The 24,338-nt window shown below is 50.9% G+C and carries 24 protein-coding genes; 14 read left to right on the top strand and 10 right to left on the bottom strand.

Features of this window, described 5'->3' with window-relative positions; all coding sequences use genetic code 11:
- Window positions 1–26: 26 nt before the first annotated feature.
- Window positions 27–596 (bottom strand): LON peptidase substrate-binding domain-containing protein, encoded by a 570-nt coding sequence (locus tag BZG83_RS05755; protein ID WP_077479723.1) that lies wholly within the window; start codon window positions 594–596, stop codon window positions 27–29.
- A 159-nt stretch (window positions 597–755) separates the two neighbouring features.
- Here BZG83_RS05755 and BZG83_RS05750 point away from each other — a divergent pair, with 159 nt between their 5' ends.
- Window positions 756–1,553: a MetQ/NlpA family ABC transporter substrate-binding protein gene (locus tag BZG83_RS05750; RefSeq protein ID WP_077479722.1), complete on the top strand. Its 798-nt coding sequence runs from the start codon at window positions 756–758 to the stop codon at window positions 1,551–1,553.
- 284 nt (window positions 1,554–1,837) lie between these two features.
- On the top strand, window positions 1,838–3,052 hold the full coding sequence (locus tag BZG83_RS05745) for a multidrug effflux MFS transporter (protein ID WP_077479721.1): 1,215 nt from the start codon (window positions 1,838–1,840) through the stop codon (window positions 3,050–3,052).
- Here BZG83_RS05745 and BZG83_RS16655 read toward each other — a convergent pair.
- Window positions 3,047–3,328, bottom strand: a complete 282-nt coding sequence (locus BZG83_RS16655; protein WP_131825057.1) for a hypothetical protein — start codon at window positions 3,326–3,328, stop codon at window positions 3,047–3,049. The genes BZG83_RS05745 and BZG83_RS16655 overlap by 6 nt on opposite strands.
- Before the next feature lie 79 nt (window positions 3,329–3,407).
- Window positions 3,408–4,682: an adenosylmethionine--8-amino-7-oxononanoate transaminase gene (bioA, locus tag BZG83_RS05735; protein ID WP_198929724.1), complete on the bottom strand. Its 1,275-nt coding sequence runs from the start codon at window positions 4,680–4,682 to the stop codon at window positions 3,408–3,410.
- A gap of 108 nt (window positions 4,683–4,790) precedes the next feature.
- Here bioA and bioB point away from each other — a divergent pair, with 108 nt between their 5' ends.
- Genes bioB through bioD form a run of 4 tightly spaced genes read left to right on the top strand, consistent with a single transcriptional unit; the run spans window position 4,791 to window position 8,531 of the window.
- Entirely contained in the window at window positions 4,791–5,843 is a 1,053-nt protein-coding gene (bioB, locus tag BZG83_RS05730) for a biotin synthase BioB (RefSeq protein ID WP_077479718.1), read from the top strand.
- A gap of 6 nt (window positions 5,844–5,849) precedes the next feature.
- Window positions 5,850–7,064: an 8-amino-7-oxononanoate synthase gene (locus tag BZG83_RS05725; protein ID WP_077479717.1), complete on the top strand. Its 1,215-nt coding sequence runs from the start codon at window positions 5,850–5,852 to the stop codon at window positions 7,062–7,064.
- Complete coding sequence (bioC, locus tag BZG83_RS05720) at window positions 7,061–7,855, top strand: malonyl-ACP O-methyltransferase BioC (protein ID WP_108744050.1); 795 nt, start codon at window positions 7,061–7,063, stop codon at window positions 7,853–7,855. Before BZG83_RS05725 ends, bioC begins: the two co-directional genes overlap by 4 nt.
- Window positions 7,848–8,531 (top strand): dethiobiotin synthase, encoded by a 684-nt coding sequence (gene bioD / locus BZG83_RS05715; protein WP_077479715.1) that lies wholly within the window; start codon window positions 7,848–7,850, stop codon window positions 8,529–8,531. Before bioC ends, bioD begins: the two co-directional genes overlap by 8 nt.
- Window positions 8,532–8,636: 105 nt before the next feature.
- Here the strand turns inward: bioD and BZG83_RS16875 are convergent, their stop codons facing one another.
- Entirely contained in the window at window positions 8,637–8,810 is a 174-nt protein-coding gene (locus BZG83_RS16875; protein WP_167314491.1) for a hypothetical protein, read from the bottom strand.
- A 483-nt stretch (window positions 8,811–9,293) separates the two neighbouring features.
- Here BZG83_RS16875 and htpX point away from each other — a divergent pair, with 483 nt between their 5' ends.
- Complete coding sequence (gene htpX / locus BZG83_RS05710; RefSeq protein WP_077479714.1) at window positions 9,294–10,172, top strand: protease HtpX; 879 nt, start codon at window positions 9,294–9,296, stop codon at window positions 10,170–10,172.
- Between the two features lie 28 nt (window positions 10,173–10,200).
- On the opposite strand, the gene BZG83_RS05705 is transcribed toward htpX, so the two are convergent.
- A complete protein-coding gene (locus BZG83_RS05705; protein ID WP_077479713.1) occupies window positions 10,201–11,124 on the bottom strand; it encodes a DMT family transporter in 924 nt (307 codons plus the stop codon).
- A gap of 147 nt (window positions 11,125–11,271) precedes the next feature.
- Here BZG83_RS05705 and BZG83_RS05700 point away from each other — a divergent pair, with 147 nt between their 5' ends.
- Window positions 11,272–11,721 (top strand): Lrp/AsnC family transcriptional regulator, encoded by a 450-nt coding sequence (locus BZG83_RS05700; RefSeq protein WP_077479712.1) that lies wholly within the window; start codon window positions 11,272–11,274, stop codon window positions 11,719–11,721.
- Window positions 11,722–11,762: 41 nt separating this feature from the next.
- Here the strand turns inward: BZG83_RS05700 and trxC are convergent, their stop codons facing one another.
- On the bottom strand, window positions 11,763–12,194 hold the full coding sequence (gene trxC, locus BZG83_RS05695) for a thioredoxin TrxC (protein WP_077457788.1): 432 nt from the start codon (window positions 12,192–12,194) through the stop codon (window positions 11,763–11,765).
- Window positions 12,195–12,330: 136 nt separating this feature from the next.
- On the bottom strand, window positions 12,331–13,467 hold the full coding sequence (locus BZG83_RS05690; RefSeq protein ID WP_077479711.1) for a M14 family metallopeptidase: 1,137 nt from the start codon (window positions 13,465–13,467) through the stop codon (window positions 12,331–12,333).
- A 214-nt stretch (window positions 13,468–13,681) separates the two neighbouring features.
- Here BZG83_RS05690 and BZG83_RS05685 point away from each other — a divergent pair, with 214 nt between their 5' ends.
- From BZG83_RS05685 to pgsA, 4 genes are all read left to right on the top strand, one after another.
- Window positions 13,682–15,130, top strand: coding sequence for an NAD-dependent succinate-semialdehyde dehydrogenase (locus BZG83_RS05685; protein WP_077479710.1), 1,449 nt, complete (start codon window positions 13,682–13,684; stop codon window positions 15,128–15,130).
- Window positions 15,131–15,435: 305 nt separating this feature from the next.
- Window positions 15,436–16,080, top strand: coding sequence for a UvrY/SirA/GacA family response regulator transcription factor (uvrY, locus tag BZG83_RS05680; protein WP_069591014.1), 645 nt, complete (start codon window positions 15,436–15,438; stop codon window positions 16,078–16,080).
- Complete coding sequence (uvrC, locus tag BZG83_RS05675) at window positions 16,080–17,912, top strand: excinuclease ABC subunit UvrC (RefSeq protein WP_077479709.1); 1,833 nt, start codon at window positions 16,080–16,082, stop codon at window positions 17,910–17,912. Before uvrY ends, uvrC begins: the two co-directional genes overlap by 1 nt.
- Window positions 17,913–17,961: 49 nt before the next feature.
- Entirely contained in the window at window positions 17,962–18,522 is a 561-nt protein-coding gene (gene pgsA, locus BZG83_RS05670) for a CDP-diacylglycerol--glycerol-3-phosphate 3-phosphatidyltransferase (RefSeq protein ID WP_069591012.1), read from the top strand.
- A gap of 144 nt (window positions 18,523–18,666) precedes the next feature.
- Here pgsA and BZG83_RS05665 read toward each other — a convergent pair whose 3' ends face one another.
- From BZG83_RS05665 to BZG83_RS05655, 3 genes are all read right to left on the bottom strand, one after another.
- The gene (locus tag BZG83_RS05665; RefSeq protein ID WP_077479708.1) at window positions 18,667–20,034 is read right to left on the bottom strand and encodes an ATP-binding protein; all 1,368 of its coding nucleotides are present in this window, start codon (window positions 20,032–20,034) and stop codon (window positions 18,667–18,669) included.
- Window positions 20,035–20,037: 3 nt separating this feature from the next.
- On the bottom strand, window positions 20,038–20,712 hold the full coding sequence (locus BZG83_RS05660) for a response regulator (RefSeq protein WP_077479707.1): 675 nt from the start codon (window positions 20,710–20,712) through the stop codon (window positions 20,038–20,040).
- A gap of 100 nt (window positions 20,713–20,812) precedes the next feature.
- Window positions 20,813–22,492 (bottom strand): aspartate:alanine antiporter, encoded by a 1,680-nt coding sequence (locus BZG83_RS05655; RefSeq protein ID WP_069587238.1) that lies wholly within the window; start codon window positions 22,490–22,492, stop codon window positions 20,813–20,815.
- Between the two features lie 781 nt (window positions 22,493–23,273).
- Here BZG83_RS05655 and BZG83_RS05650 point away from each other — a divergent pair.
- Together BZG83_RS05650 and BZG83_RS05645 are read left to right on the top strand one after the other, a co-directional pair.
- Window positions 23,274–23,768 (top strand): DUF695 domain-containing protein, encoded by a 495-nt coding sequence (locus BZG83_RS05650; RefSeq protein WP_077479706.1) that lies wholly within the window; start codon window positions 23,274–23,276, stop codon window positions 23,766–23,768.
- 81 nt (window positions 23,769–23,849) lie between these two features.
- Window positions 23,850–24,338: AAA family ATPase (locus BZG83_RS05645; protein WP_158074936.1), on the top strand; the 489-nt coding region annotated here is incomplete at its 3' end.

The following is a 24,338-nucleotide window of genomic DNA, read 5'->3' as shown; positions in this document are numbered from 1 at the left end:
CCAATACGCACCACAAATCATTTGGATCACTCGACGTGTTCTTCAAGCAGTTGGTGAATGAATTGCTTGGCCTCATCGGCGGAGTCTTGTGCGATAAACCATTGTTTCTGCGCACTCGTGAGGGGCAGAATCTCTAACCAACGCTGACACGCCCAGGTGACATCCTCGAAATGAGGCTGTTCATACTGCTCGGCATGATCAGGGTGAGCAGCAAATACATGCTTGAGACTGGTGGCAATGCGCGCTTGCACCTCATCGTCCGTATTATCGACATAATCATCGTGTGGCCAATCATGCAGGGTACGTATATCACCCAACCACAATTTGTCGGGCGCTTGTTCGGTTGACATAATTTCCACCCGTTGTCGGCCCGCAATGGTTATGCCCAGCAATCCATCGGGAAGCGTCTCGAAATCAACGATATCGACCAAAGTACCGTATTTATAAAGCCGCTGACCTTGCATCATTGCAAGGACAAACCCTTCTCCGTTGGCGGTACATTCGCGCACCAACCGTAAATAGCGGGGTTCAAAAATACGTAGTTTTGCTCTGCCACCCGGTAACAAAAAGAGGGGCAAAGGAAACAGCTTGGTCATATCCGCGCCTCCTGATAATTAATTGAACATGCTGACTAATACGCGCCCTTAGCGACAAGCGATCAAGCTTCCAGAGAATCGCATAAACAATGATTGACATCTTTTTCTTATTTGGCAGTATAGATGTCTAAATGGCTTTTCGGAAAGGATTACCGATTGATGAAATCTCTACGTGCTTCTTTTATTCTCACTCTCGGACTGACGCTTACGCTGATTGGCTGCTCAGAACCAAAGGATAAGGTGATCAAAGTTGGCGCCACAGTGGGGCCGCATGCCCAAGTCGTTGAAGCGGTTGCCAAGCAAGCAAAAGCCGAGGGCATTGCGGTCGAGGTGGTCGAATTTTCTGACTATATTTCCCCCAATGCTGGCTTGGCGGATGGTAGCTTAGATCTCAACAGTTACCAACATCAGCCGTTTTTGGATAACTACAACCAAAACAACGGTAGCCAGTTGGTATCGATGGGACGTTCCATTTTGATGCGGATGGGGATCTACTCTGATCGCGTTGAGCATGTTGATGCGCTGCCGAATGGCGCACAAATTGCGATCCCCAACGATCCTACCAACGCTGGGCGCGCATTGTTATTGCTGCAAGAGGCGGGGTTAATTACCTTAGCCGACAGTGTCGGCTTTAAAGCTACCTTGCAAGATATCATCGCCAATCCTAAACAACTCGAATTTGTTGAGGTTGAGGCGGCACAACTGCCACGCAGCTTACAGGATGTCGATGCGGCGGCGATCACCATGAACTATGTGATGTCATCGGGATTAAGCCCGAGTGAACAAGGTATTTTCTTGGAGTCGAAAGATGCTCCCTTAGCGGTGATGGTTGTGGCCGCCCGCGAAGAAGATAAAGACAACCCCGACCTACAACGTTTGGTGGCGCTATTTCAGTCCCAACAAACCCGAGACTTCCTTGAAAAGACGTTTAAAGGCACGATTGAACCCGCTTTTTAAATGCGCGTCGCGCTTAATAGTTAAGATGCCCGATTCGTGAGACCGTATCGGGCTTTTGGGTTCCATCTCATGTCTTTAATTTGCGCCATGTTGCCAATCTTGCTGACGTGCGATCTTCGTCATTAGCCGCGCTTTCCTCCATCCAACCTAACGTGAGCGAATTTTAAATTTTTGTTACCACTCAGTTGCTTATTGCGTTACTATGCCAATCAAAGTGTGATTTATGCCGCGTGCTTGCTTGACACTTACCTTTCTTCTCTCGACGCAAATGCACAGGAAATTGGATGCAATCGGCTACTCGTCCATTTAATTGGTCGCCCGTATTGCTGGCATGCTTAACGGTCAGCATTGGACAGTTCAGTATGGGATTGGTGTTCCCGTCTTTGCCGTGGATAGCCCGAGACTTTAACCTCAGTATGGATGATGTCCAACTGCTGATCTCTGCTTATCTACTCGGTTTTGGGCCATCACAGTTTATCTATGGACCTATCTCGGATGCGCTTGGCCGCCGCCGGGTGTTATTAGCCGGCGTGTTACTTTCTTTAATCGGCTTAACCGTGATGGTGAGCTTTAGTGCTAGTTTCACCGGTTTGGTGATTGGCCGCTGCATTCAAGGCATGGGCACCGGTTGCTGTGCGGTGCTCTCACGTGCCYTTACCCGTGACTCGTATTCGGGGGATCAGCTTCCTCAAGCCATGTCATATCTGATCATGGTCGCCTCATTTACGCCTATTATGGCTCCTGTGATTGGTGGCTTTGTTAACCATAACTTAGGCTGGCTGGCGATCTTTATTTTGCTGATGGTGTACACCAGCTTGGTGTGGTGCGTGCTGTTTTTCCAGTTCAAGGAAAGCATGCTCGCTCGTTCGCCGTTGCCTAATGTGAAGGTGATCCTCGGTCGCTATGGCGCATTGCTAAAAACACCGTATTTTCTTTATTTCGCCAGTATTAGCTGGGTGAATTTTACCTTGGTGATCACCACGGTGTCGCTGATGCCATTTTTAATGCAAGAGCGCATCGGTATGACCTCGGATCAATATGCGCTGTGGGCGCTTATTCCGACATGTGGCTTATTGCTGGGTAGTGCGCTGGTTTCGCGCATTCGGCCGCGTTTGGGTACCAAGCGTATGCTGTTGATGGCACCCGTGATGCAGCTCATCTCTGCGGTCTGGTTATGGTTCACTCCGATGGATCCTTTATTGCTGATGATAGGGCAGTTCTTTATGGTGTTTGGTAACGGGATTGCGCTGCCGTGCGCCCAGTCGCAGGTGATGCAACCTTACTCTAACCAAGCTGGCACCGTCGCTGCGCTCTCCGGTGGTGGACAGATGATCATTTCTGCGTTGATGAGTATGGCGCTATTGAGCTTGGGCGTTAGCGAAGCATGGCACCTTGGTGTGGTAGTGGGTGTGTGCGCGCTGCTTTCTGTTCATAATATCTTTCGCGGGTTTGCGGCCCCGAAAGTTAACGTCGCCAGTACCCCGAGTGAGGCATCATGACAAATACACGGTTCGAAAAGGGTGAAAACCATCGCTAGCGCCATCGCCGTTAATGACACAATTTGACGGAATACGGAATACGGAATACGGAATACGGAATACGGAATACGGAATACGGAATACGGAATACGGAATACGGAATACGGAATACGGAAAGAGCTGATACGAGCGCGATTTGTTCTCTTCTGTATTCCGTAAGCGAAGCGCTCTGTATTCAAAAATTCTAAATAGCGCGTAGGTCGGCATAAGCGCCAGCATGATGCCAATAATTATCATAATGTGGGCTGCGCGCCCGTTGCACGGCGCCATCGGACACTGGGGGCAAATTTGGCATCGAGCGTGACTGACGCCTTGTCTACTCACCAAAAAACTGCTTAATTGCGGTGATCATGCCTTGAGTGAGTTGGTGGAGTTGGTCGTCGCGGATGCAATAGGGTGGCATCACATACACCAGTTTGCCGAAGGGGCGGACCCAAATGCCTTGGGCGGTCATTAAAGGCTGAATATCGGCCAGATTCACCGGGTCGGTCAACTCTATCACGCCAATTGCGCCAAGCACACGCACGTCCGCCACACATTCCAATGCGCGAGCAGGCGCTAAGCCGGTTTTTAGCTGCTTCTCGATGTGCGCGACGGTCTGCGGCCAGTCACTTTCCAGCAAGGTATCAATGCTGGCGCAGGCCACGGCGCAGGCGAGAGGGTTGCCCATAAAGGTAGGACCGTGCATAAAACAGCCTGCATCACCGCTGCAGACGGTATCGGCCACATGACGGGTGGTTAGCGTGGCGGCCAAGGTCATGTAGCCGCCGGTCAGTGCTTTACCGACACACAGTATATCTGGGCTGATCCCCGCGTGATCACACGCAAATAGTTTTCCTGTTCGGCCAAAGCCAGTCGCGATTTCATCCACAATCAGCAGTACATCAAATTCATCGCACAGAGCGCGCACTTGACGCAGGTATTCGGGATGATAAAAGCGCATACCGCCTGCGCCTTGCACGATGGGCTCTAAGATCACGGCAGCGAGTTGTCCATGATGGGCGGTGAGTGCGTCGCGCATAGGCTGTATGTCGCTAGGATCCCACTCACCGTCAAAACGGCTTTGTGGGGAAGGCACAAAATGATGCTGAGGCAGAAACCCTTTGTAGAGTTTGTGCATCGAATTATCAGGGTCCGTCACCGACATGGCGGCGAACGTGTCGCCATGATAGCCATGACGCAAGGTCAAAAACTGTGCGCGTGACTCGCCGCGTCCCTGCCAATATTGCATCGCCATTTTAAGCGCCACTTCTACTGATACAGAGCCTGAATCGGCCAAAAACACTTGCGTGAGCGGGTCGGGTGAATGCGCGACCAAGCGCTCGCAAAGCGATACCGCGGGCTGGTGGGTGAGACCGCCAAACATCACATGCGACATCTTATCAATTTGCTGATGCGCTGCGGCGTTCAAAGCAGGGTGGTTGTAGCCGTGAATGGCTGCCCACCACGATGACATACCATCAATCAGAACAGTGCCATCTTCAAGGTGTAGCTCGGCGCCGCTTGCGTGTGAGACAGGTAAGCAAGGCAAAGGGTCGAGCGTTGAGGTGTAGGGGTGCCAGATATGCTCGCGGTCAAAATGGGTGTTTATGCTCATAAATTAACCAGATGTAAACCGGTGTGATTTTGTTGTGTTGACAGGTTAACGTCTGTGGGTAGACTAGCCAAGCATTAAAACGACAACAACGGGGAAAACCGCGTGGAAATAAGACACAACTGGACCGCACAGGAAGTGCAAGCATTGTTCGATAAACCCTTTATGGATTTGCTGTTTGAAGCGCAGCAAGTGCATCGTGAATACCATCCTGCCAACCAAGTGCAAGTCAGCACACTGTTATCGATCAAAACCGGCGCTTGTCCAGAAGATTGCAAATATTGTCCGCAAAGTGCGCGGTATCGCACCGATGTTGAGAAAGAGCGCTTAATGGAAGTGGAACGCGTGCTCGAAGCGGCGGAGAAAGCCAAAGCCTCAGGCGCGACGCGCTTTTGCATGGGTGCGGCGTGGAAAAACCCCAAGCAACGCGATATGCCGTATTTGCTCGATATGATCCAAGGCGTGAAAGGATTAGGGTTGGAAACCTGCATGACACTGGGCATGTTGGATGCAGAGCAAGCCAAGACCTTGTCCGAGGCGGGTTTGGATTATTACAACCACAATCTCGATACCTCACCTGAGTTTTACGGCAATATTATTACCACGCGGACGTATCAAGAACGCCTCGATACCTTATCTAATGTGCGAGACGCGGGAATGAAGGTGTGTTCCGGCGGCATTATTGGGCTGGGCGAAAGTGCTCGCGATCGCGCGGGTTTGCTGGTTGAACTCGCCAACATGCCGGCTCACCCAGAAAGCGTGCCGATCAACATGCTGGTCAAAGTGAAAGGCACACCGCTTGAGAACGTCGATGACGTCGACCCGTTCGATTTTGTCCGCATTATCGCGGTGGCGCGGATCATGATGCCCAAATCGGCAGTGCGGCTGTCTGCCGGCCGCGAAGACATGAATGAGCAAATGCAAACCTTGTGCTTTATGGCTGGCGCGAACTCGATCTTCTACGGCTGCAAGCTGTTGACCACACCAAACCCTGACGAAGATGCGGATATGCAGCTATTTAAAAAGCTGGGTATTAATCGCGAAGCGGTCAGCCAAAAACCCGATCAAGTCACTGAGCACGACTTACTTGAGCAAGTGGCCGAGCGAGTGGCAGCGCGCCCGCAAGAGGGCGATTTGTTCTACGACGCCAGTATCTAAGTCCCCATGACTGACACAACATCAGCGCTGACCCGTCGTTACCAAGGCGAGCTGGCCGCACGCCAGCAACAAGGCTTATGGCGGCAAAGTGGTGACAATGCCGTCGCCGAGTCATGGCGCAACTTTGCGGGTAATGATTACTTAGGCCTTGCGCAAGACCCGCGGCTGGTCAAAAAGGCGCAGCAGCATCTTGAACGCTGGGGCGTGGGTGCAACGGCCTCGCCGGTGGTATCTGGTTTTACCGCGGCGCATCAATCCCTTTGTGATCACTTGTGTGACTGGCTCGGTTATCCGCAAGCGATACTGTTTAACAGTGGTTTTGCCGCCAACCAAGCCTTGCTCTTTACGCTGTTAGGTAAAGACGATGTCTTGTTTCAAGACAAACTCAACCATGCCTCCTTGATTGAGGCTGGCTTATTGAGCCCTGCCACACAGCGCCGTTTTCGTCATAACGATATGGCACACCTTCGCCAACTGCTCGCGAAACAAACCCAACCGTCCGAATCGCTGATTGTCTCAGAAGGGGTATTTAGCATGGATGGTGATGTGTCGCCAACCGAAAGCCTTGCCGCGATTGCCAACCAATCAAGCGCGCTCTGGGCACTGGATGATGCGCATGGGATTGGTGTGTTGGGGCAAGAAGGCGAGGGCAGTATCAGTCGTGGCGCGCGGCCAGATATTTTAATCGTGACGTTTGGAAAAGCCCTGGGCGTCGCTGGGGCGGCAGTGCTGGCTTCTCCCACCATTATTGACTATTTACGCCAGTTCGCGCGCCATTATGTGTACTCGACGGCTATGCCACCTGCGCAAGCGGCACTCATCGAGGATGCGATTAGGCTGGCACGAACAGAGCACTGGCGGCGAGAAACACTCAGCGCCCATGCTGAACAGCTAGCGCAAGGCCTCCACGACTGGTTAGAGACGACGTCTGCTTTCGAACCGCACGTTGGTAATAGGCAGCCCTTCCCGCAATTGCTCGCGACGCCTAGCCCTATCAAGCCGCTGATTATCGGCGATTTGGAAGCATTACAGCAGGTGAATCACGCCTTGATGAAGGCGCATATTCGGATCGGGGCGATTCGGCCACCGACTGTACCTGCCAACACTGCACGTCTGCGGATCAGCCTGTCCGCGCAGCATCAAAAAACAGATATCACCGCACTGATTGAGGCGCTGAAGCCGGTATTAGCAAGCGACAAAGCGTGCGAGGTGACGCCATGACCGTCGCCGATAAACAAGCGATTGCCAGAGCGTTTGGCCGCGCCGCGCCCCATTATGATGACAGTGCGACGCTGCAGCGCCGTGTCGGCCATCGGTTAATGGCATTGGCTGAGTCAGAGCAAAAAGCTGTCCATCTCAACACCGTCTTAGATGTCGGTTGTGGCACCGGCTATTTCACCCAGCAGTGGATGACTCACGCTAAAACAGTGATTGGACTGGATCTCAGCGCCCCCATGCTTGCGACGGCAAAAGCGCGTTGTGGTGATGCCATGCTAGGCGTACAAGCTGATGCGGAGCATTTGCCGCTGGCTGATAATAGTGTCGATCTGGCATTTAGCTCGTTAGCATTGCAATGGTGTGACGATTTGCATGTGCCATTGGCGGAGCTGCGTCGGGTCGTCAAACCCGGCGGGAAAATCCTTGTTTCGACTTTGCTGACCGGATCACTGTGTGAACTCGACAGCGCATGGCAACAAGCATGCGGTAAGTCACGAGTGAACCGCTTTATCTCCTTCTCAGAGTTACAACAGGCGACCCAACGCGCCGGGCTGATGAACGCGACCGTGTTGCAAGAAAGCGAACAGCTGACGTTTGCCAATGCCCATACGGTGATGAAAAGCTTAAAAGGCATTGGCGCGACATATCGCCCGCAAGTGGCGGGGCAACAAGGGCTGGCGACAAGAGCGCAGTTTAGCGCGGTAGAAAAGGCGTATCAGCGTTTTGCACTCGCCGCCAACACCTTGCCGGCGACCTATCAAATTGGCTACATAGTGATTAACCACCATGCATGACAGTTACTTTATTACCGGCACCGACACCGAAGTGGGGAAAACCTATACCACGGCGGCGCTGTTGCACGCTTTTATCAAACAAGGTTATCAAGCGGTGGGCTACAAGCCTGTCGCCGCTGGTGCCGATTTAGCGCCTGATTACCAACTGAATAGTGACGCTGTCACTTTGCAGCACGCCAGTGCGATCGCATTGCCGTATGCCGCTATCAATCCAGTGTTGTTAGAAACGCCGTGCTCGCCGCATTGGGCGGCCGTGTTAGCCAACAAGCCCATCGATACCCAGATGTTAAGCGATGGGCTCGCGCATTTAAAACGGCAGGCCAGCCCGGTATTGGTAGAAGGGGCTGGAGGCTGGCAAGTGCCACTGAGTGAGACGGAAACACTAGCCGATTGGGTGGTTACCCACCAACTGCCAGTGATCATGGTGGTGGGGATTAAACTTGGCTGTTTAAACCATGCTTTACTCACCGCAGAGGCCATTCGCGCACGTGGGCTTAGGTTAGCCGGATGGGTGGCAAATGCTGTTGATCCCAAGGCGCAGCACAGTGATGAAATGGTGCGCTATCTTGCTGCGCATTTAGATGCGCCTTGTCTGGGGCACTTGCCATTTGCTGCTGATGCGTCGCTAGCACAACGGGCGTCAACGCTGGATATCCGTGCGCTTTTAGCGCCTTAAACGGTGGGCGCATTGAGTCATGCCGGACACAAAAAAAGCCAGTGAAAACTGGCTTTTTGCTAATGTAGAGGCGGGCTTGTAACAGGAATGACTGACAACGACCGCTTATTTTTGATCGTCCAGTAATCCCATTAGACCTTGCTGGACTTCTGCAATTTGTCGCGCTGCACTGGCGTCATCCGATGCTAACCCAAGTTCTGAGCAGGCTTCGTCGAAGCTCATGCCGAGATGACAGCACAAGATGTCGATGGCGACACGGTAGTTTTCTTTTTCTGCCATGGTTTCACTCCATTGATAACGCGTTGTTTTGACGCGGCTCTTGATCAGGGCTTCACACTTTGTCTCGTCTCATTAACGCTTCATCGCGATGTAAACAATGAGTGAGAAAATGTTATCTGGTTTTAAACAGCTGCAGCCAAATTAGCGCCCTCTTAACGCAATTACAACTCGACTAAAGTCTATAGTAGCTTGGATTTGTCTAAAATGCTGGCTCTATGTGTTAAGTTTGTTTTTAAGTTGCTGAATTTGTTTTAAAAATTTCTCAATCGGCCTAGCTCACATTTTATCTATATCAGATGGGAATAACGTGCCACACTAACYGGTCAGCGGAGTGGTGCTGCTATCTGTATCGATGAGCGTATTCAATCATTTTATTCGTAACAAATTGCATCAAAGGATTGTTTTTATCTTGAATGCCCATACTATTTTTACCATTACAACAAGTAAGCGCTAAACACTGGGTTTAAGCGACGGAGACACACGATGAAACGCATAGGATTATTTCTTGCTACCAACCTCGCGGTACTGATCGTATTCAGCATTGTGCTGAACATCATCTACGCGGTCACAGGCATGCAGCCGGGCAGCTTGTCTGGGTTGCTGGTATTGGCGGCTGTATTCGGTTTTGGCGGCTCAATTATTTCGTTGCTGATGTCAAAATCCATGGCACTTCGCTCTGTAGGGGCGCAAGTGATTGAGCATCCACGTAACGAAACCGAGCACTGGTTGATGAACACGGTCAGTCAACAGGCTCAGCGTGCTGGCATTGGCATGCCAACGGTGGCGATCTATAACTCGCCTGACATCAACGCGTTTGCCACCGGGGCAAAACGTGACGACTCTGTGGTCGCGGTATCAACGGGGTTACTACAAAACATGACCCGTGATGAAGCGGAAGCGGTACTGGCGCACGAAGTCAGTCACATTGCCAACGGCGACATGGTCACCATGACCTTGATGCAAGGGGTAGTGAACACCTTCGTGATCTTTATCTCTCGTGTCATTGCTGGCGCGGTCAGTGGTATGAACAACGACGAAGAAGGCGAAGGCGGCGGCAACTGGATGATGTACTTCCTGGTGTCGTCAGTGCTAGAAATCGTGTTTGGTATCCTGGCTAGCATTCTCACCATGTGGTTTAGCCGTCATCGCGAATTCCGCGCCGATGCAGGCTCAGCGCAGCTGGTAGGCAAACAGAAAATGATTGCGGCGCTGGAGCGTTTAAAAGTCAGTCACGAGCCGAAACTGGAAGGCTCAATGATGGCATTTGGCATCAACGGTAAGAAAACGCTGAGTGAGTTGTTTATGACTCACCCACCGCTAGAAAAACGTATCGATGCCTTGCGTCGTGGTGACTACCTCTAACCGGATAGCGTTTACGCCGAATCACAGATTAAGCGGCCTGCGGGCCGCTTTTTGTTTGTGTGCGTCGCCACTTTATCCCCTCACTAGCGAGCACCGCACCGAATACAATCAACGCCATCGCCACTACGGTGAGCAGACTGACGGTTTCTGAGAACACAGGAATGGCGATCAGCGCCGCCACCACAGGCGTGAATGCGCCTATTGCGGCACTCATTTCTGCACCTAAGCGACGAATCGCAAATGCATAGCTGTAATTGGCAATGATCCCCACGCCCAAGCCTTGCGCCAGCACATGGTAGCCCAGCTCGCCCAAAGGCGCTTGGAGCAAGTTAAACGAGATCAGCCCGCTCATCGCGCCCACAGGCAGCAACAAGACGGCCGAAATCGCGAGTACCGCGCCGGCTTCTGCGGCATTCAATCCTGTCACACGTACGCCAATGGTAAACCACGCCCAGCTGATACTGGCCGCAAGCAAAATCAAATGGCCTTGGGTGACGCTCCACGGTGAGAAGAACAGCGAATGCCACAAAAATGCACCGATACCGATCACGATAAGCCCAATCCCTAATCGCCGTCCCACCGAGAGCGATTCACCATAAACGCCCCAAGCGATGGTAGAGACAAACAGTGGCAAGATCCCAGGAATTAACGAGGCGCCATCGGCAACAGGGGCTAACTGCATACCGGTGGCAGCGAGCAGATAAAACGGTAAACCGGCACCGAAGGCAATCGCAAACAGATAACGTTTGGGCACGGAGACAATATGACGGACCCGATGACGGCTCAGCCAACCAAATAGGAGTGCGGCGGGCAAAAAGCGCAGTAGGGCAACATCGCCACTGGTTAACACCGATTGGCTGGCCTGACGCAATGAGATAAACAGGCTCGCCCAAATGGTCACGGTGACAAGCATGGCGGCAAGGCCTAATACACGTTGAGAGGTGGCAGGCATGGTTGGTCACTTCCTTGTTCAACAATAGAGTTAGTGTGGCAGCGTCAAAGGAGGGATTGGTGGCAAATTAAAGAGTGATTTGCCATCATGTTAGCGTCTATCATCTTTAACTATCCTTTTGTTGTTGAAAATCACTAAGGAAGCGATTTGGACAGTAAAGACAAAGCCATTCTGGCGCTGTTGCAAGACGATGCGCGGCGTACCACCGCGGAAATCGCTGATGCGGTTGGGCTGTCGTTTTCACCGTGTGCAAGACGAATCAAAAAGCTGGAAGCCGATGGGGTGATAGCGTCCTATCAGGTCACCCTAAATCGCCAGCGGATTGGGCTAAACATGACCTTTTTCGTTAACGTGAGTTTGAGTAATCACCGAGAAGAGGCGATTGTCACCTTTGAAAACGCGCTGGTGGAAATGGATGAAGTGATCAACGGTCACGTCATTTCTGGCACCTATGACTATTTACTAGAAGTGGTGACGCGCGATTTACCGCACTATGAAGCTTTTATGCGCCAGTTACAGACCTTGGCGATGGTCAAAGACATCAATACCAATGTGGCGATCCGCGCGGTCAAACAAGGCGCGGCGCTAAAAGTGTAGCGCCGCGTGATCATTATGAAAGAATGGTTAGCGAATAGCGATTAGCTAAGGTGCTGGCTTAGCCAGTCGCTAAAGGCATTTTGAGGCAGGGCGCCGTTCATCATGTCAACGCGCTCGCCGTTTTTAAACACCATTAGCGTCGGAATGCTGCGAATACGATATTGTGCCGCCAGCGCGTGTTGTGCTTCAGTATCAATTTTCACAAACAGTGCACGGCCTTCTTCCTGTTCGGCGATGGCCTCAAAGGCAGGTGCAAAACTTTGGCATGGTCCGCACCAAGGGGCCCAAAAATCCACTACCACTGGCTTGTCGCTATTAAGTAAGGCAGCAAAGTTATCGCTGGTGCCTTCAATGGGTTTTCCTTCCAATAGCGCTGATTGACACTTGCCACACTTGGGCGCGTCGTTCACGCGTTCGCTCGGAATGCGGTTCATTGCTTGGCAGTGAGGGCAACGTGAGGTTAGGGTTGTCATTATTGTTCCTCGTCGAATGATTTGTGGCTAGTTTACGAGCCTTTGCCGACGAGCGAAAACAGAAATAATCTATGACAGACATAGAAAAAGCCGATGACGCGGCATCGGCTTTTGAGTCTCGCGCATATTGGGTGCGTTACAGTGTATCCACTACCGCGAGGATGGCGCTGAGCATATCGCGACCAAAGGCTTGGCTGCGCGCAGGTGACCAGCCAAAGTCTGGATCCGGTTGGTCGTTGTGATCTTTAAACGGCATTTCAACCGTGTATGACAAACATTTAAAGCGCTCGCCAATCCAGTTCGATCCTACGGTTAAATTGGCTTTACCGGGCGCGTCTTTTTCATAGCCATGCTCGTCTTGAAACTCCGGCGTCACGGTAAGCAGCGCACGTTTGAAGCGGTTTTCAAGATCGGCCATACGTTCATCGTAAGATGGGATCCCCTCGCAACCGGCTACAAAGTTGTACGGTATCGCCTCATCGCCGTGAATATCGAGGCACATTTTCACCCCAGTTTGCTCCATACGGGCACGAACATGATATACCTCAGGGCTGCGCTCAAGGCTTGGCGTTTCCCATTCGCGGTTTAAGTTGGCACCGACGGCATTGGTGCGCAAGTGGCCGCGTACGCTGCCGTCGGGATTCATATTGGGCACGATGTAAAAGTCTGCTTTTTCCAACAGCGCACGGGCGGTGGTGTCCGTGTCGTCAAGCAAGCGGTCGAGCAAACCTTCCATAAACCATTCCGCCATGGTCTCGCCGGGGTGCTGGCGGGCAATCAGCCAAATGGGCGTTTTCGGTTGGGCGGATTCCCCTAAATCAGCGCGAATTTTCAAGAGGCTAATATCGCGGCCATCTAGGGTTTGGCCAAGCGTTTCTAATTGGCACTGTGGGTAGGTTTGCGCTTGATGAATCAAATCCAAGTGGCGCTCATAGCTATACGGTGCGAAATACGCAAAGTACATCGAGCCGTGTTGCGGCGTCACCTTTATGGTCAAGGTATCGCCGTCGAATTCAGTAGGAACACGGAACCAGGTATCACGGTCGTATGAGGCAACCGCTTGGTAATCTTTCCAGCCTTCAGGGTAGGCAGAGCCTGCAAGCTGCTGAATATGGAGCGTATGGGCCTGATTGACCTCAGCTTCAAGGCGAAAGTGGAACCACTGATAAAACTCAGACTGATTGTCTTGGTGAATGGCAAGCTGGATATTGTTGATGTCGTCGTCATTCAGAACGCGGATATTCCCGCTATCGAACTGGCTAAAAATACGCATAGAGCATCCTTTTTCTGTYGAAGGGCCAGCTGTGTTTGCGCCGGTATCTATAAGCCGTTGTGGTTATTTGCTGTCTACTTGAGCAGACATTGTGCATTTACTGGCTTATAGTCGTTGATCTCAGCGAATATCTTGCCGTGCTATTCGTGAGCTGGCAAGGTGCCAGTATGATTTGGGTGAACGCGCAACGCCTTTGAACAAAAAAGGAGCCATTATGCAATTGCAGGACATGACGCTGCTTAAGACACAAGCACTGATTAACGGTCAATGGAAAGATGCCCACAACCAAAAAACACGCCCGGTGACCAATCCTGCCAATGGAACGTGTTTGGCAAACGTACCCAATATGGGCGCCGAGGAAACACGACAAGCAATTGATGCCGCTGATGCGGCTTTGCCCGAGTGGCGTGCGCTAACGGCGAAAGCCCGTGCCGATGTATTGTACCGCTGGTACGAGCTGATGCTGGAACACAAAGACGACTTAGCGGCGATCATGACCGCTGAGCAAGGCAAGCCGCTGAAAGAAGCCGCGGGCGAGATCCAATACGCGGCGTCATTTTTGCAGTGGTTTGCTGAAGAAGCGAAGCGCGTATATGGCGCGACTATTCCTGCCGAGCAGGCCGATAAACGCATCTCTGTGATCAAGCAGCCGATTGGCGTAACGGCAGCGATTACGCCTTGGAATTTTCCGGCCGCGATGATCACCCGCAAAGCCGCGGCAGCACTGGCGGCAGGTTGTACGATGGTGGTGAAGCCGGCCAGTGATACACCGTTGTCGGCGTTGGCGCTAGGAGAACTGGCACTGCGCGCGGGTGTGCCTGCCGGGGTACTAAGCATTGTCACCGGCACGGCTGGGCCGATTGCCGACACGCTTTGCAGCGATGATCGGGTACGTAAGCTCTCATTCACTGGCTCGACGGAAATTGGCGCACAACTGATGGAAAAATGCGCGCCAAGCATTAAAAAGCTGTCACTGGAGTTGGGGGGCAATGCGCCGTTTATTGTTTTTGATGATGCGGATATCGATGCAGCGGTTGAAGGTGCCATTGCGGCTAAATACCGCAATGCGGGACAAACGTGCGTTTGTGTGAACCGAATCTATGTGCAATCGAGTATCTATGACGCCTTCGCAGAAAAATTCACACAAGCGGTTAGTCAATTACGTGTCGGTCTTGGCACCGATGACAAGGTGGACATTGGCCCGCTGATTAATCGTGGTGCGATCGACAAAGTGAAAGCACATTTGGACGATGCCAAGCAACACGGTGGCGAGATCCTGCTTGGCGGCGATTGCCCAGAGTTAGGGGAAAACTTTACTCAGCCTGCGGTCATCAAACATGCCACACCGGCGATGCGGATTGCTAAAGAAGAAACCTTCGGTCCGGTTGCGCCCTTGTTTGCTTTTAATGATGACGCTGAGGCTATCGCAATGGCGAACGATACCGAGTTTGGTCTGGCGTCGTATTTTTATGCGCGAGACATTAGCCGCGTGCATCGTGTCGCAGAAGCCTTGGAGTACGGCATGGTGGGAATTAATACCGGACTTATTTCAACCGCGGTGGCGCCCTTTGGTGGGGTGAAACAATCAGGCTTGGGCCGAGAAGGGTCACAATGGGGCTTGGATGAATACCTTGAAATGAAGTATCTGTGTTTGGCGCTATAGCCTATGGGGTCAAGCCCACTCGTAATCACGGATAGGGCCGCGATGTGTTCAAAAATGCTGACATGTCAACATGACGTTACTCCATTTATGGCTAGCAACTTGCTGCAAATGCCGCCGTGTTGGCCATAATTTAGACGGGTTGACTGTTTTTTGACAGTTTAGTGTATGAAAATTTGCGATTCGGTACATCGGCCCTGTTGTTGCCTTTTCATCCGTGGTAAAACTCAAGTAATATGCGTTAAGACACGTCCAACCGTTGCGGTGAAGCAACAAGTTGGCGAACCAAACCAAGTGGAGATACAAGATTGATCACTGTTTTCCTTGTAGATGATCACGAGCTGGTTCGCACAGGGATTCGACGTCTATTAGAAGACGTCCGTGGAATTAAAGTGGTAGGGGAAGCCGACAGCGGTGAAGCCGCACTCAAGTGGTGTCGGCAAAATCACGCCGATATTGTCCTGATGGACATGAACATGCCGGGCATCGGGGGTTTGGAAGCCACACGTAAGTTGCTTCGCTACTCGCCGGATGCCAAGATCATCGTACTCACGATTCATACCGAGAACCCATTCCCAACCAAGGTGATGCAAGCGGGTGCCGCGGGCTATCTCACCAAAGGGGCGGGCGCGGACGAAGTGGTGAATGCGATCCGCATGGTCAATAGTGGCCAACGGTACATTTCCCCGGATATTGCCCAGCAAATGGCGCTTAGTCAGTTCTCCGCTTCTTCTGACAACCCTTTCAAGGAGCTGTCTGAGCGTGAATTGCAGATCATGCTGATGATCACCAAAGGGCAAAAAGTCACGGACATTTCCGAGCAGCTCAGTTTAAGCCCCAAAACCGTTAATAGTTACCGCTATCGTTTGTTTAGCAAGCTAGGCATTAACGGGGATGTGGAGTTGACTCACCTCGCCATTCGTCACGGGATGTTAGATACCGAGACTCTGTAGTGCCAGACACATTTGATTCAAAAAGCTTTTTAAAAACGGTGCCTCACCAACCGGGCGTTTATCGCATGATGGACGCCTCGGGTGAGATCATTTATGTGGGTAAGGCGAAAGATCTGAGCAAGCGTCTTGCCAGCTACTTTCGTGTGCAAGTTTCCAGCGAAAAAACCAAAGCCTTGGTGCGCAACATCGCCAATGTGGAAGTCACCGTCACTCACACGGAAACCGAAGCGCTGATCCTTGAACACAACCTCATCAAGCAACACCTGCCGAAATACAACGTGTTGCTGCGCGATGATAAATCCTACCCCTACATTTATCTAAGCGGCCATACCCATCCTCGCTTGGCGGTTCATCGCGGTGCGAAAAAGAAAAAGGGCGAATACTTCGGCCCGTTTCCGGATGCGAGCGCAGTGAGACAAAGCCTGCATTTGCTGCAGAAAATTTTCCCCGTTCGCCAATGCGAAGACTCCGTTTACGCCAACCGCAGTCGCCCCTGTTTGATGTATCAAATTGGTCGGTGTGCGGGGCCTTGTGTGCCCGGATTGGTCAGTGATGAGGAGTACGCCGAGCAGGTGAATTTTGCCCGTTTATTCTTGCAGGGCAAAAATCGCCAAGTGATCGATTCGCTGGTGGAAAAAATGGAAACCGCCAGTCAGCAGCTTCAATTCGAAAAAGCCGCCGAATACCGCGATCAAATCCAAGCTTTGCGCCGTGTGCAAGAGCAGCAGTTTGTTTCGCAAGATAGCGACGAAGATCTGGATGTGATCGGGTTTGGACTTGAGAACGGTGTGGCCTGTATTCATGTGCTGTTTTTACGCCAAGGTAAGGTGTTAGGTAGCCGCAGCTATTTCCCCAAAATGCCGGCGGAGACGGAACCTGCCGAAGTGGTGTCTAGCTTTGTTAGCCAGTTTTATTTGGCCCAAGCAGAAGGGCGCACCATTCCTAGCCACATTTTGATTTCTGATGACATCGGCGACGATCTTACCTGGTTGTCAGATACCTTGAGTGAAATCGCCGGGCGGCGTGTGCAACTGCAAAGCAAACCACGCGGCGCGCGGGCACGCTTCTTAAAGCTAGCCAACACCAATGCGCGTACAGCGTTAACCAGCWAGATAAACCATCGTATGACCATCCAGCACCGCTACAAGGTGTTGCAAGAAACGCTAGGGTTAAACCCGGTCAAACGGATGGAGTGTTTTGATATCAGCCACACCATGGGTGAAAAAACCGTGGCGTCGTGCGTGGTGTTTAACCAAGATGGCCCGCTAAAAAAAGAGTATCGCCGTTACAACATTGAAGGGATCACCGGCGGCGATGATTACGCTGCAATGGCCCAAGTGCTGACTCGTCGCTACAGCAAACAGCTCGAGCCAGAAAAAATCCCCGATATTATTGTGATTGATGGGGGTAAAGGACAGCTCAATCGCGCGTGGGAGGTACTTAAACCCCTGATCGCCGATTGGCCCATTCATCCGCTTATTTTGGGTGTTGCCAAAGGAACCAGCCGTAAACCGGGCCTAGAGACACTGATCAAAGTCTCTGGCGAGCAATTCTCGTTGCCGGCCGACTCACCGGCGTTGCATCTTATTCAACACATTCGCGATGAAAGCCATGATCACGCTATTGCTGGACACCGGGCCGCACGCGGAAAAGCACGCAAACAAAGTGTGCTGACCCAAATCGAAGGTATTGGTCCGAAACGTCGCCAAGCTTTGCTGAAATATCTTGGTGGGATCCAAGAGTTGCGCAACGCCAGTGTCGAAGAAATCGCCAAAGTCCCCGGGATCAGCCGAACACTGGCAGAGAAAATTCATTCCTCATTGCAAGGTTAGAGGCAATGGGGCAACATAACGTAGTCAATCCAACAATAAAAAGCTGAGCATGCGCCTTAATATACCCACCATTTTGACCTTTTTGCGCCTTGCGCTAATTCCGGTCTTTGTCATCGCCTATTATTTGCCCTACGAATGGGCTCCGTTTGCCGCGGCACTCGTTTTTGTGATTGCTGGTGTTACTGATTGGTTGGATGGGTATTTAGCTCGCCGTTTAAAACAATCGACCCGTTTTGGCGCCTTTCTCGATCCTGTTGCCGATAAGGTGATGGTGGCAATTGCCATGGTGTTGATTGTCGAGCATTACTACTCCATTTGGGTCACGATTCCCGCTGCGACCATGATTGCGCGAGAAGTAATTATTTCGGCATTGCGCGAGTGGATGGCGGAAATTGGTAAACGCGCCAGCGTTGCCGTCTCTTGGGTGGGCAAATTTAAAACGGCCTCACAAATGTTTGCTCTGACGATGCTGCTTTGGCACGCCGCCCCTTGGATTGAATGGCTAGGTTATGTCGCGCTCTATGCTGCAACTGGCCTGACCTATTGGTCGATGTACCAATATATGATGGCTGCTAAAGACGATTTGTTAGCAGATCCAGACAGCGATTAGCTCGCGTTGGCGTCTCGGCCTTCGCGAGTGGGAAATGCGCAGCTTCGCCGAGTCCGATATATCTGCAGCCCAGTGAAAACATAGCTTAATAAAAAACGCAGCCCAAACGTCTGCGTTTTTTATTGGTATAACACACGGTGTTAGCTAGCGTTTGGGCAGGGTGAGAACAAACGCGGCGCCCTGTAATGAGGATTGGGTGACTTGAATGGAACCATCATAGCTGGCAATAATTTCATCACACACCGCCAAGCCAATCCCCGTGCCCGGATTTAGCTGATCGGCACGCACACCGCGCTGAAAAATACTCTCGCGATAGCACTCCGGCACGCCGGGACCGTCATCCTCGATAGAAAGCTGCCACGCATCGCCTTTATCTTCCAATCGGATCAGCACCTGCTCAAGACAAAAGCGGTACGCGTTCTCGAGTAAATTCCCCAACAGCTCCATCAGATCGCTGCGATGAAGCGGGAGGGTGGCATCTTCAGCAAAGCCACGGATCACCGTCACGGGTTTATCCCGATAGGCTTTATCTAACATACCCGTCAGACTATCGACAGGAATGGTGAGCGAGCTGTCATCACGCTTTAGGCCGCGTTGCCCCACCAAAGCCCGTTTAAGCTGGTACTGAACCATGTCATCCATTTGGCTGACTTGCTCCAAAATACGCTTGTTCAATTGCTCGCGATTCAAGCTGTTATCATCGAGTAGGGCGTTGGTGGCCGCTAAGCGTGTTTTAAGGCTATGTGCCAAGTCATCCATGGCGTGACGATAACGCACTTTTTGCTTTTCCCGCTGTGTGATCATCTGATTGAGTGCTTGGGTGAGATCTTGCAGCTCATCAGGGTAATCACTGTCCAAGGTTTGTTGACGCGATTCGGTGATCGCAATCAGCTCTTTCGCCAAGCGGCGCAGTGGCGAAAAACTCCAATGGCACGCCGCCACAACCAGGGCAGAGGCAGAAAAGAACAGCAAACTGATATAAAACCATGTCTCTGTTTCCAAGTTGGTGAGATGTTGCTTTTCTTGCCCTACATTACGCAGCACATACAAATGGTTAGGGCTATCGCTCGGCTGCTTATCAGAAGATAGCCGTTGGGCTACTACGTTGACGCCCGCAATGGATAAATACTGTGGTGTAGTGGCTTGCGAAGGGAAGAGGGTACAAATATCGTCCACCTTTAAGGCTTTGACATCTCGCGATGTCCATAACGTATGATTTTCTGGGGTGCAGAGCACCGACATATAATCCGAGCTCGACGGGTCAAGCGACTGGATCCACGCGGTGAGCTGGTCGGCACGGATTAAGCCATCGCGGCTGAGCTGAGCCATGACCATCGGAATTTGCGACACCAAATCGCGCGAGTACGTCGCCATTGAGTTTTGCTGATACAGCTTATTAATCAACGCTGCAAGAGCAATCGAAAACAGTAAAATAATACCGATCGAGGTAGCAAGCACACGGGTTCGCAGCCGCGTGCGGCAACGACACAAAGCGAATTGATCTAATTTCATGAATTACTCAGCTTGAATTTCAAAAAGATACCCTTGACCACGTACGGTTGAAATCGGGTTTTCATGACCGCTCTGTATCAGTTTTTTGCGTAAACGGCTAATCATCACCTCGATGGTATTCGGATCGCCGTCTTGGTCGTAATATAGTACATCGAGTAAACGTTGTTTGGAGATCACTTCGCGGCTGTGACGAATCAAGTACTCAAACAAATCATACTCAAAGGCGGTCAGCTCTAAAGGCTGGCCTTTTACCGAGACGGATTTAGCCAGCAAATCGAGCTCGATATCGCCTGCGGTAATGGTAGGTTTCACAAAACCGGCACTGCGTCGCACCAAGGCATTCAGCCGTGCCACCAATTCCGGCTTTTGGAACGGCTTCACCAAATAATCGTCCGCGCCGGCATCCAGTCCAGCCACTTTATCCTGCCAATTCGCGCGGGCGGTTAACACCAAAATAGGCACACGCAGACCCTTGGCACGAATGTCGCGAATCAAACTAATACCATCTTGATCGGGCAAGCCTAAGTCAATGATTGCAATATCATTCGGATATTGATCGACATAATACAATCCCTCGCTGGCTGTGCTGGCACAGCGTACATGATGGCCCAGCTCGGTCAGCTCTGTTTTCATATGATGACTGAGAATTGAATCATCTTCGATAATAAGCACCTGCATGCGTAACCCCTTGTGAGCAAAAAAGCGCCCAAATTGGACGCTTTCATTATATGCATAGTCGCTGAATTATTGCTGACCGAATAGAAGGTTAGCCAATAAATTACACCAGAATGATCAACAGAGTACCGGCCAAGGTGAGGATCACGTTGGCAATCGCATAGGTGCCTGCATAACCCAGCGCCGGAATGGTGCTGCGGGCATGCTCGTTAATCATATCCATCGCAGGCGCACAGGTACGCGCACCGACAATAGCTCCGAACAACAACGCACGGTTCATTTTCAGCACATAAGCGCCAATCAAATAGGCGATAATCACAGGGATCACGCTGATAAAGATACTGGCAATGATCACTGAAAAGCCCATATCGGCGATGTATTCAAATAAACGGCCACCGGCACTTAACCCAATGCCAGCCATAAATGTCATCAACCCGAGCTCTTTGACCATGTTCAGCGCCCCTTGTGGCACATAACCAAACGTGGGGTGATTGGCGCGCAAGTAGCCCAAGCTAATTCCCGCCAGCAACAAACCAGCGGCATTACCCAAACCAAAGGTCACTTGGCCGAAGGTCATGGTGATCATCCCCAGCCCAAGGCCGAGAATAAAGAAACAGCAGAACGCGAGCAGATCGGCCATTTGGCTGTGAATCGAGATAAAACCAATGCGCTCAGCCAGACCTTTCACACGGCTTTTCTCGCCGCTGATCTGCAGCACATCACCTTTATTGAGAATAATGCCTTGGTCCATTGGCATTTCTACCTGTGCGCGCACCACACGGTTTAAGAAACAGCCATATTCTGACAGATTGAGATCGGATAGCTTCTTCTGCGCGACGCTGTCGTTCTTTACCACGATTTCTTCTTCGACAATGCGCAAGTCGAGCAGATCGCGATCAAACACTTCTTTGCCGTTGCGGAAACTGGGGTCGAGGCGAGCATGGCTATCGGGATAGCCCACCAGTGCAATTTCATCGCCTTCTTGCAAAATCGCATCACCATCTGGGTTAGCCAAAATGCCATTACGACGAATTCGCTCGATGTAACAGCCGGTTTGACGATAAATACCCAGCTCGCGCAGATTGCGGCCATCAATCCACTGAATTAGTTCAGGGCCGACCCGATAGGCGCGAATAATAGGTAAATAAACTTTACGCTGCGACTCACTCCCCAAGCCGCGTTCAATGGCGATTTGCTGTGCAGAGTGCTCTAAGTTGTGGCGCTGTAACTTCGGCATCAATTTCGCCAGCACAATCAAGCTCACCAAGCCGGTTAAGTACGCCATGGCATAACCGACACTGAGGTTGTCGATCATCATGCCTAGCTGTTCACCCTCGACGCCCGTAAGTCCGGAATTTAGGGCATCTTTCGCGCCTACCAGTACCGGCGTGGCAGTCAGCGCACCTGCCATCATGCCGGTGGCAATGCTGATATCCAGCCCCAATTGCTCTTGGAAAAACAAGGTTAAGCCAATGGCACTGAGCAGCACGGTGAGCGCCAGTAGCAAATACGACTTACCATCGCGGAAGAAAACGCCAAAAAAGTTCGGGCCTGCCTCAATACCTACACAGTAGATAAACAGCATAAAACCGATGCTGAGCGCATCTGGCGAGAAGGTGAACCCAGCGTTACCGAAAATGATCGCGGTAAACAGTACACCGATGGATCCACCCAATTGCACATTACCAATTTTGACCTTTCCAACCGCAAGGCCCATGGCAAGTACCACAAAAAGGAGCAAAATATCGTTTTGGAGCAGGAGGTTATTGACGTCTATATTCACAGCACAAATATCCAACAGCGTGCGGAGGAGGTTAAAGTGGTGAAAATTATACCAACCTAAATCACAATTTGTTGTACAAATTTAGTGAAATAATCATTAATTTTGCGTAAAAAAGGACCAATTAACCGCGTTTGGTCAAGTTAAACCAAAGAATTCACCACCGCCGAGTTTCTAGACGCAAACTGTCACCCTCGCTAACACCCAGCCTTGGCGCCTTTCTGCCTCCCCCCAAACACCGCTAAGACGACACTTTTACGCCTGCTATTTTCCTAGCCTACACCCGCCAAACGCGACTCCCGTAACCGACCGCCAAGTAATTTTTTGGAGCGAATATCACAGAACAAGCGCTAGCTAACATTTTGGACACTAGCGCATGAAAAGGTATTTAGACATTTGGTAGGCTAAAAAGTAAACAAAGAGACAGATCGCTTACCGGATGCGGACAATCGATGGGCGGTAGCGTGGAGAAAGGCTGGATAGTTAACCAGCTCATCGGAAAGAAAGCTAAATAGGATGCACGCTTTCTCATCATGCATTCACGCTTTCTCAGTCCAGTAAAATAAAAGAATCTATTCATCAATGGGTTACATTATTAGGTTTGGGGATAGTGTGAATGTACCAGCCGTGATAGGCGGCATGCACACTTTCGCGGGAAAGAGACAGACAGTAATCGCTATAAATGCTATTAATAACAGTCAATTAGGAAATAGAAGACGTGTACAACGGTTTTGGGAAAGTGAGTGTGCGCGCTAACGCAATGTTATGTTGAAAGGGAACCCGCATGCTGAATAAGTTGTTCGGGAAAAAGCAAGAAAGAAAGCTCAAGGAAAACGAGGTTAAGGTCGTTCTTCCCGAAGAGGAATATGGAATTCTCGAATGGAAAGAAGATGGTCTTCCCTGTATCGCCGTTTTGAATTCAGCGTTGAAAAAATTTGAGCCAAAGGCAATCTTCAGCTGGCATTTATCTCTCATCATTGATTTTGAGGATATCGTCGAAAACGGAATGCCCTCCGTCAGTGAAAGAGAAATCGTTGATCCCTTTTGTGACAAGCTGGATGAGGAAATCAAAGCTGGTGGGAATGCGTTGTTTTTGGTGCGAGAAACATGGAACGAGACTAGAAGGCTGGTGTGGCGAGTATATGATCCGGAAATTGCTCACGATCATCTGCAGTTTATTCTGAATCACCATCGCTACCCGCGACCTTTCGATTACCACATGGAGCAAGACATGGAATGGAAACAGGCGCAGTGGTATTTCGACCAAATCACAACATAACCAGGGGCTCAAGCCGACCTGTTTGCGCTGGCTCTCCAACCGGCGGCTTAGCCCAGGCGTTAGAGGCCATAGGGAGTAGATATGCCTTTAGAAAAAATTGAAATAATCGGATTTAGAGGGTTTAGCTCCAAGCAGATTATTCAATTCTCAATTCCAAATGGAGAATTGGGGAGTGGATTAACAATAATTACTGGTGCAAATAATTCAGGAAAATCTTCCATTATAGAGTGCCTAAAAGCTCGTGGTGGCTATCAATCACCAAGTTTTACAGTTGGAGCGAGAAACTCATCAGTTGATCGCGTCGACATAACGTACTTTATTGATGGCAAGGAAGAAAAGATTTCTTCTTTGAAAAAAGGAAGTAGTGAAACCAGAAAAGATGAAGTCAACAACCAATTTCAGGTGTTTGTTCTGCCATCTAGGCGAGCATTCAATCCTTTCTTTAGACGTGGCGCTCATACGAGAGAACAATACCTTCAAAATACGGAGCTTCCCGCTCAGCGCAGCTCTATGATGAATAACTTCCAGTATAGGCTATTCAATATATTGGAAAATCAAGAAGCGTTTAAT

Source organism: Salinivibrio sp. PR919, from assembly GCF_001995355.1.
GTDB classification, from domain to species: domain Bacteria; phylum Pseudomonadota; class Gammaproteobacteria; order Enterobacterales; family Vibrionaceae; genus Salinivibrio; species Salinivibrio proteolyticus.
This window is presented reverse-complemented; position numbering and strand designations above follow the sequence as displayed.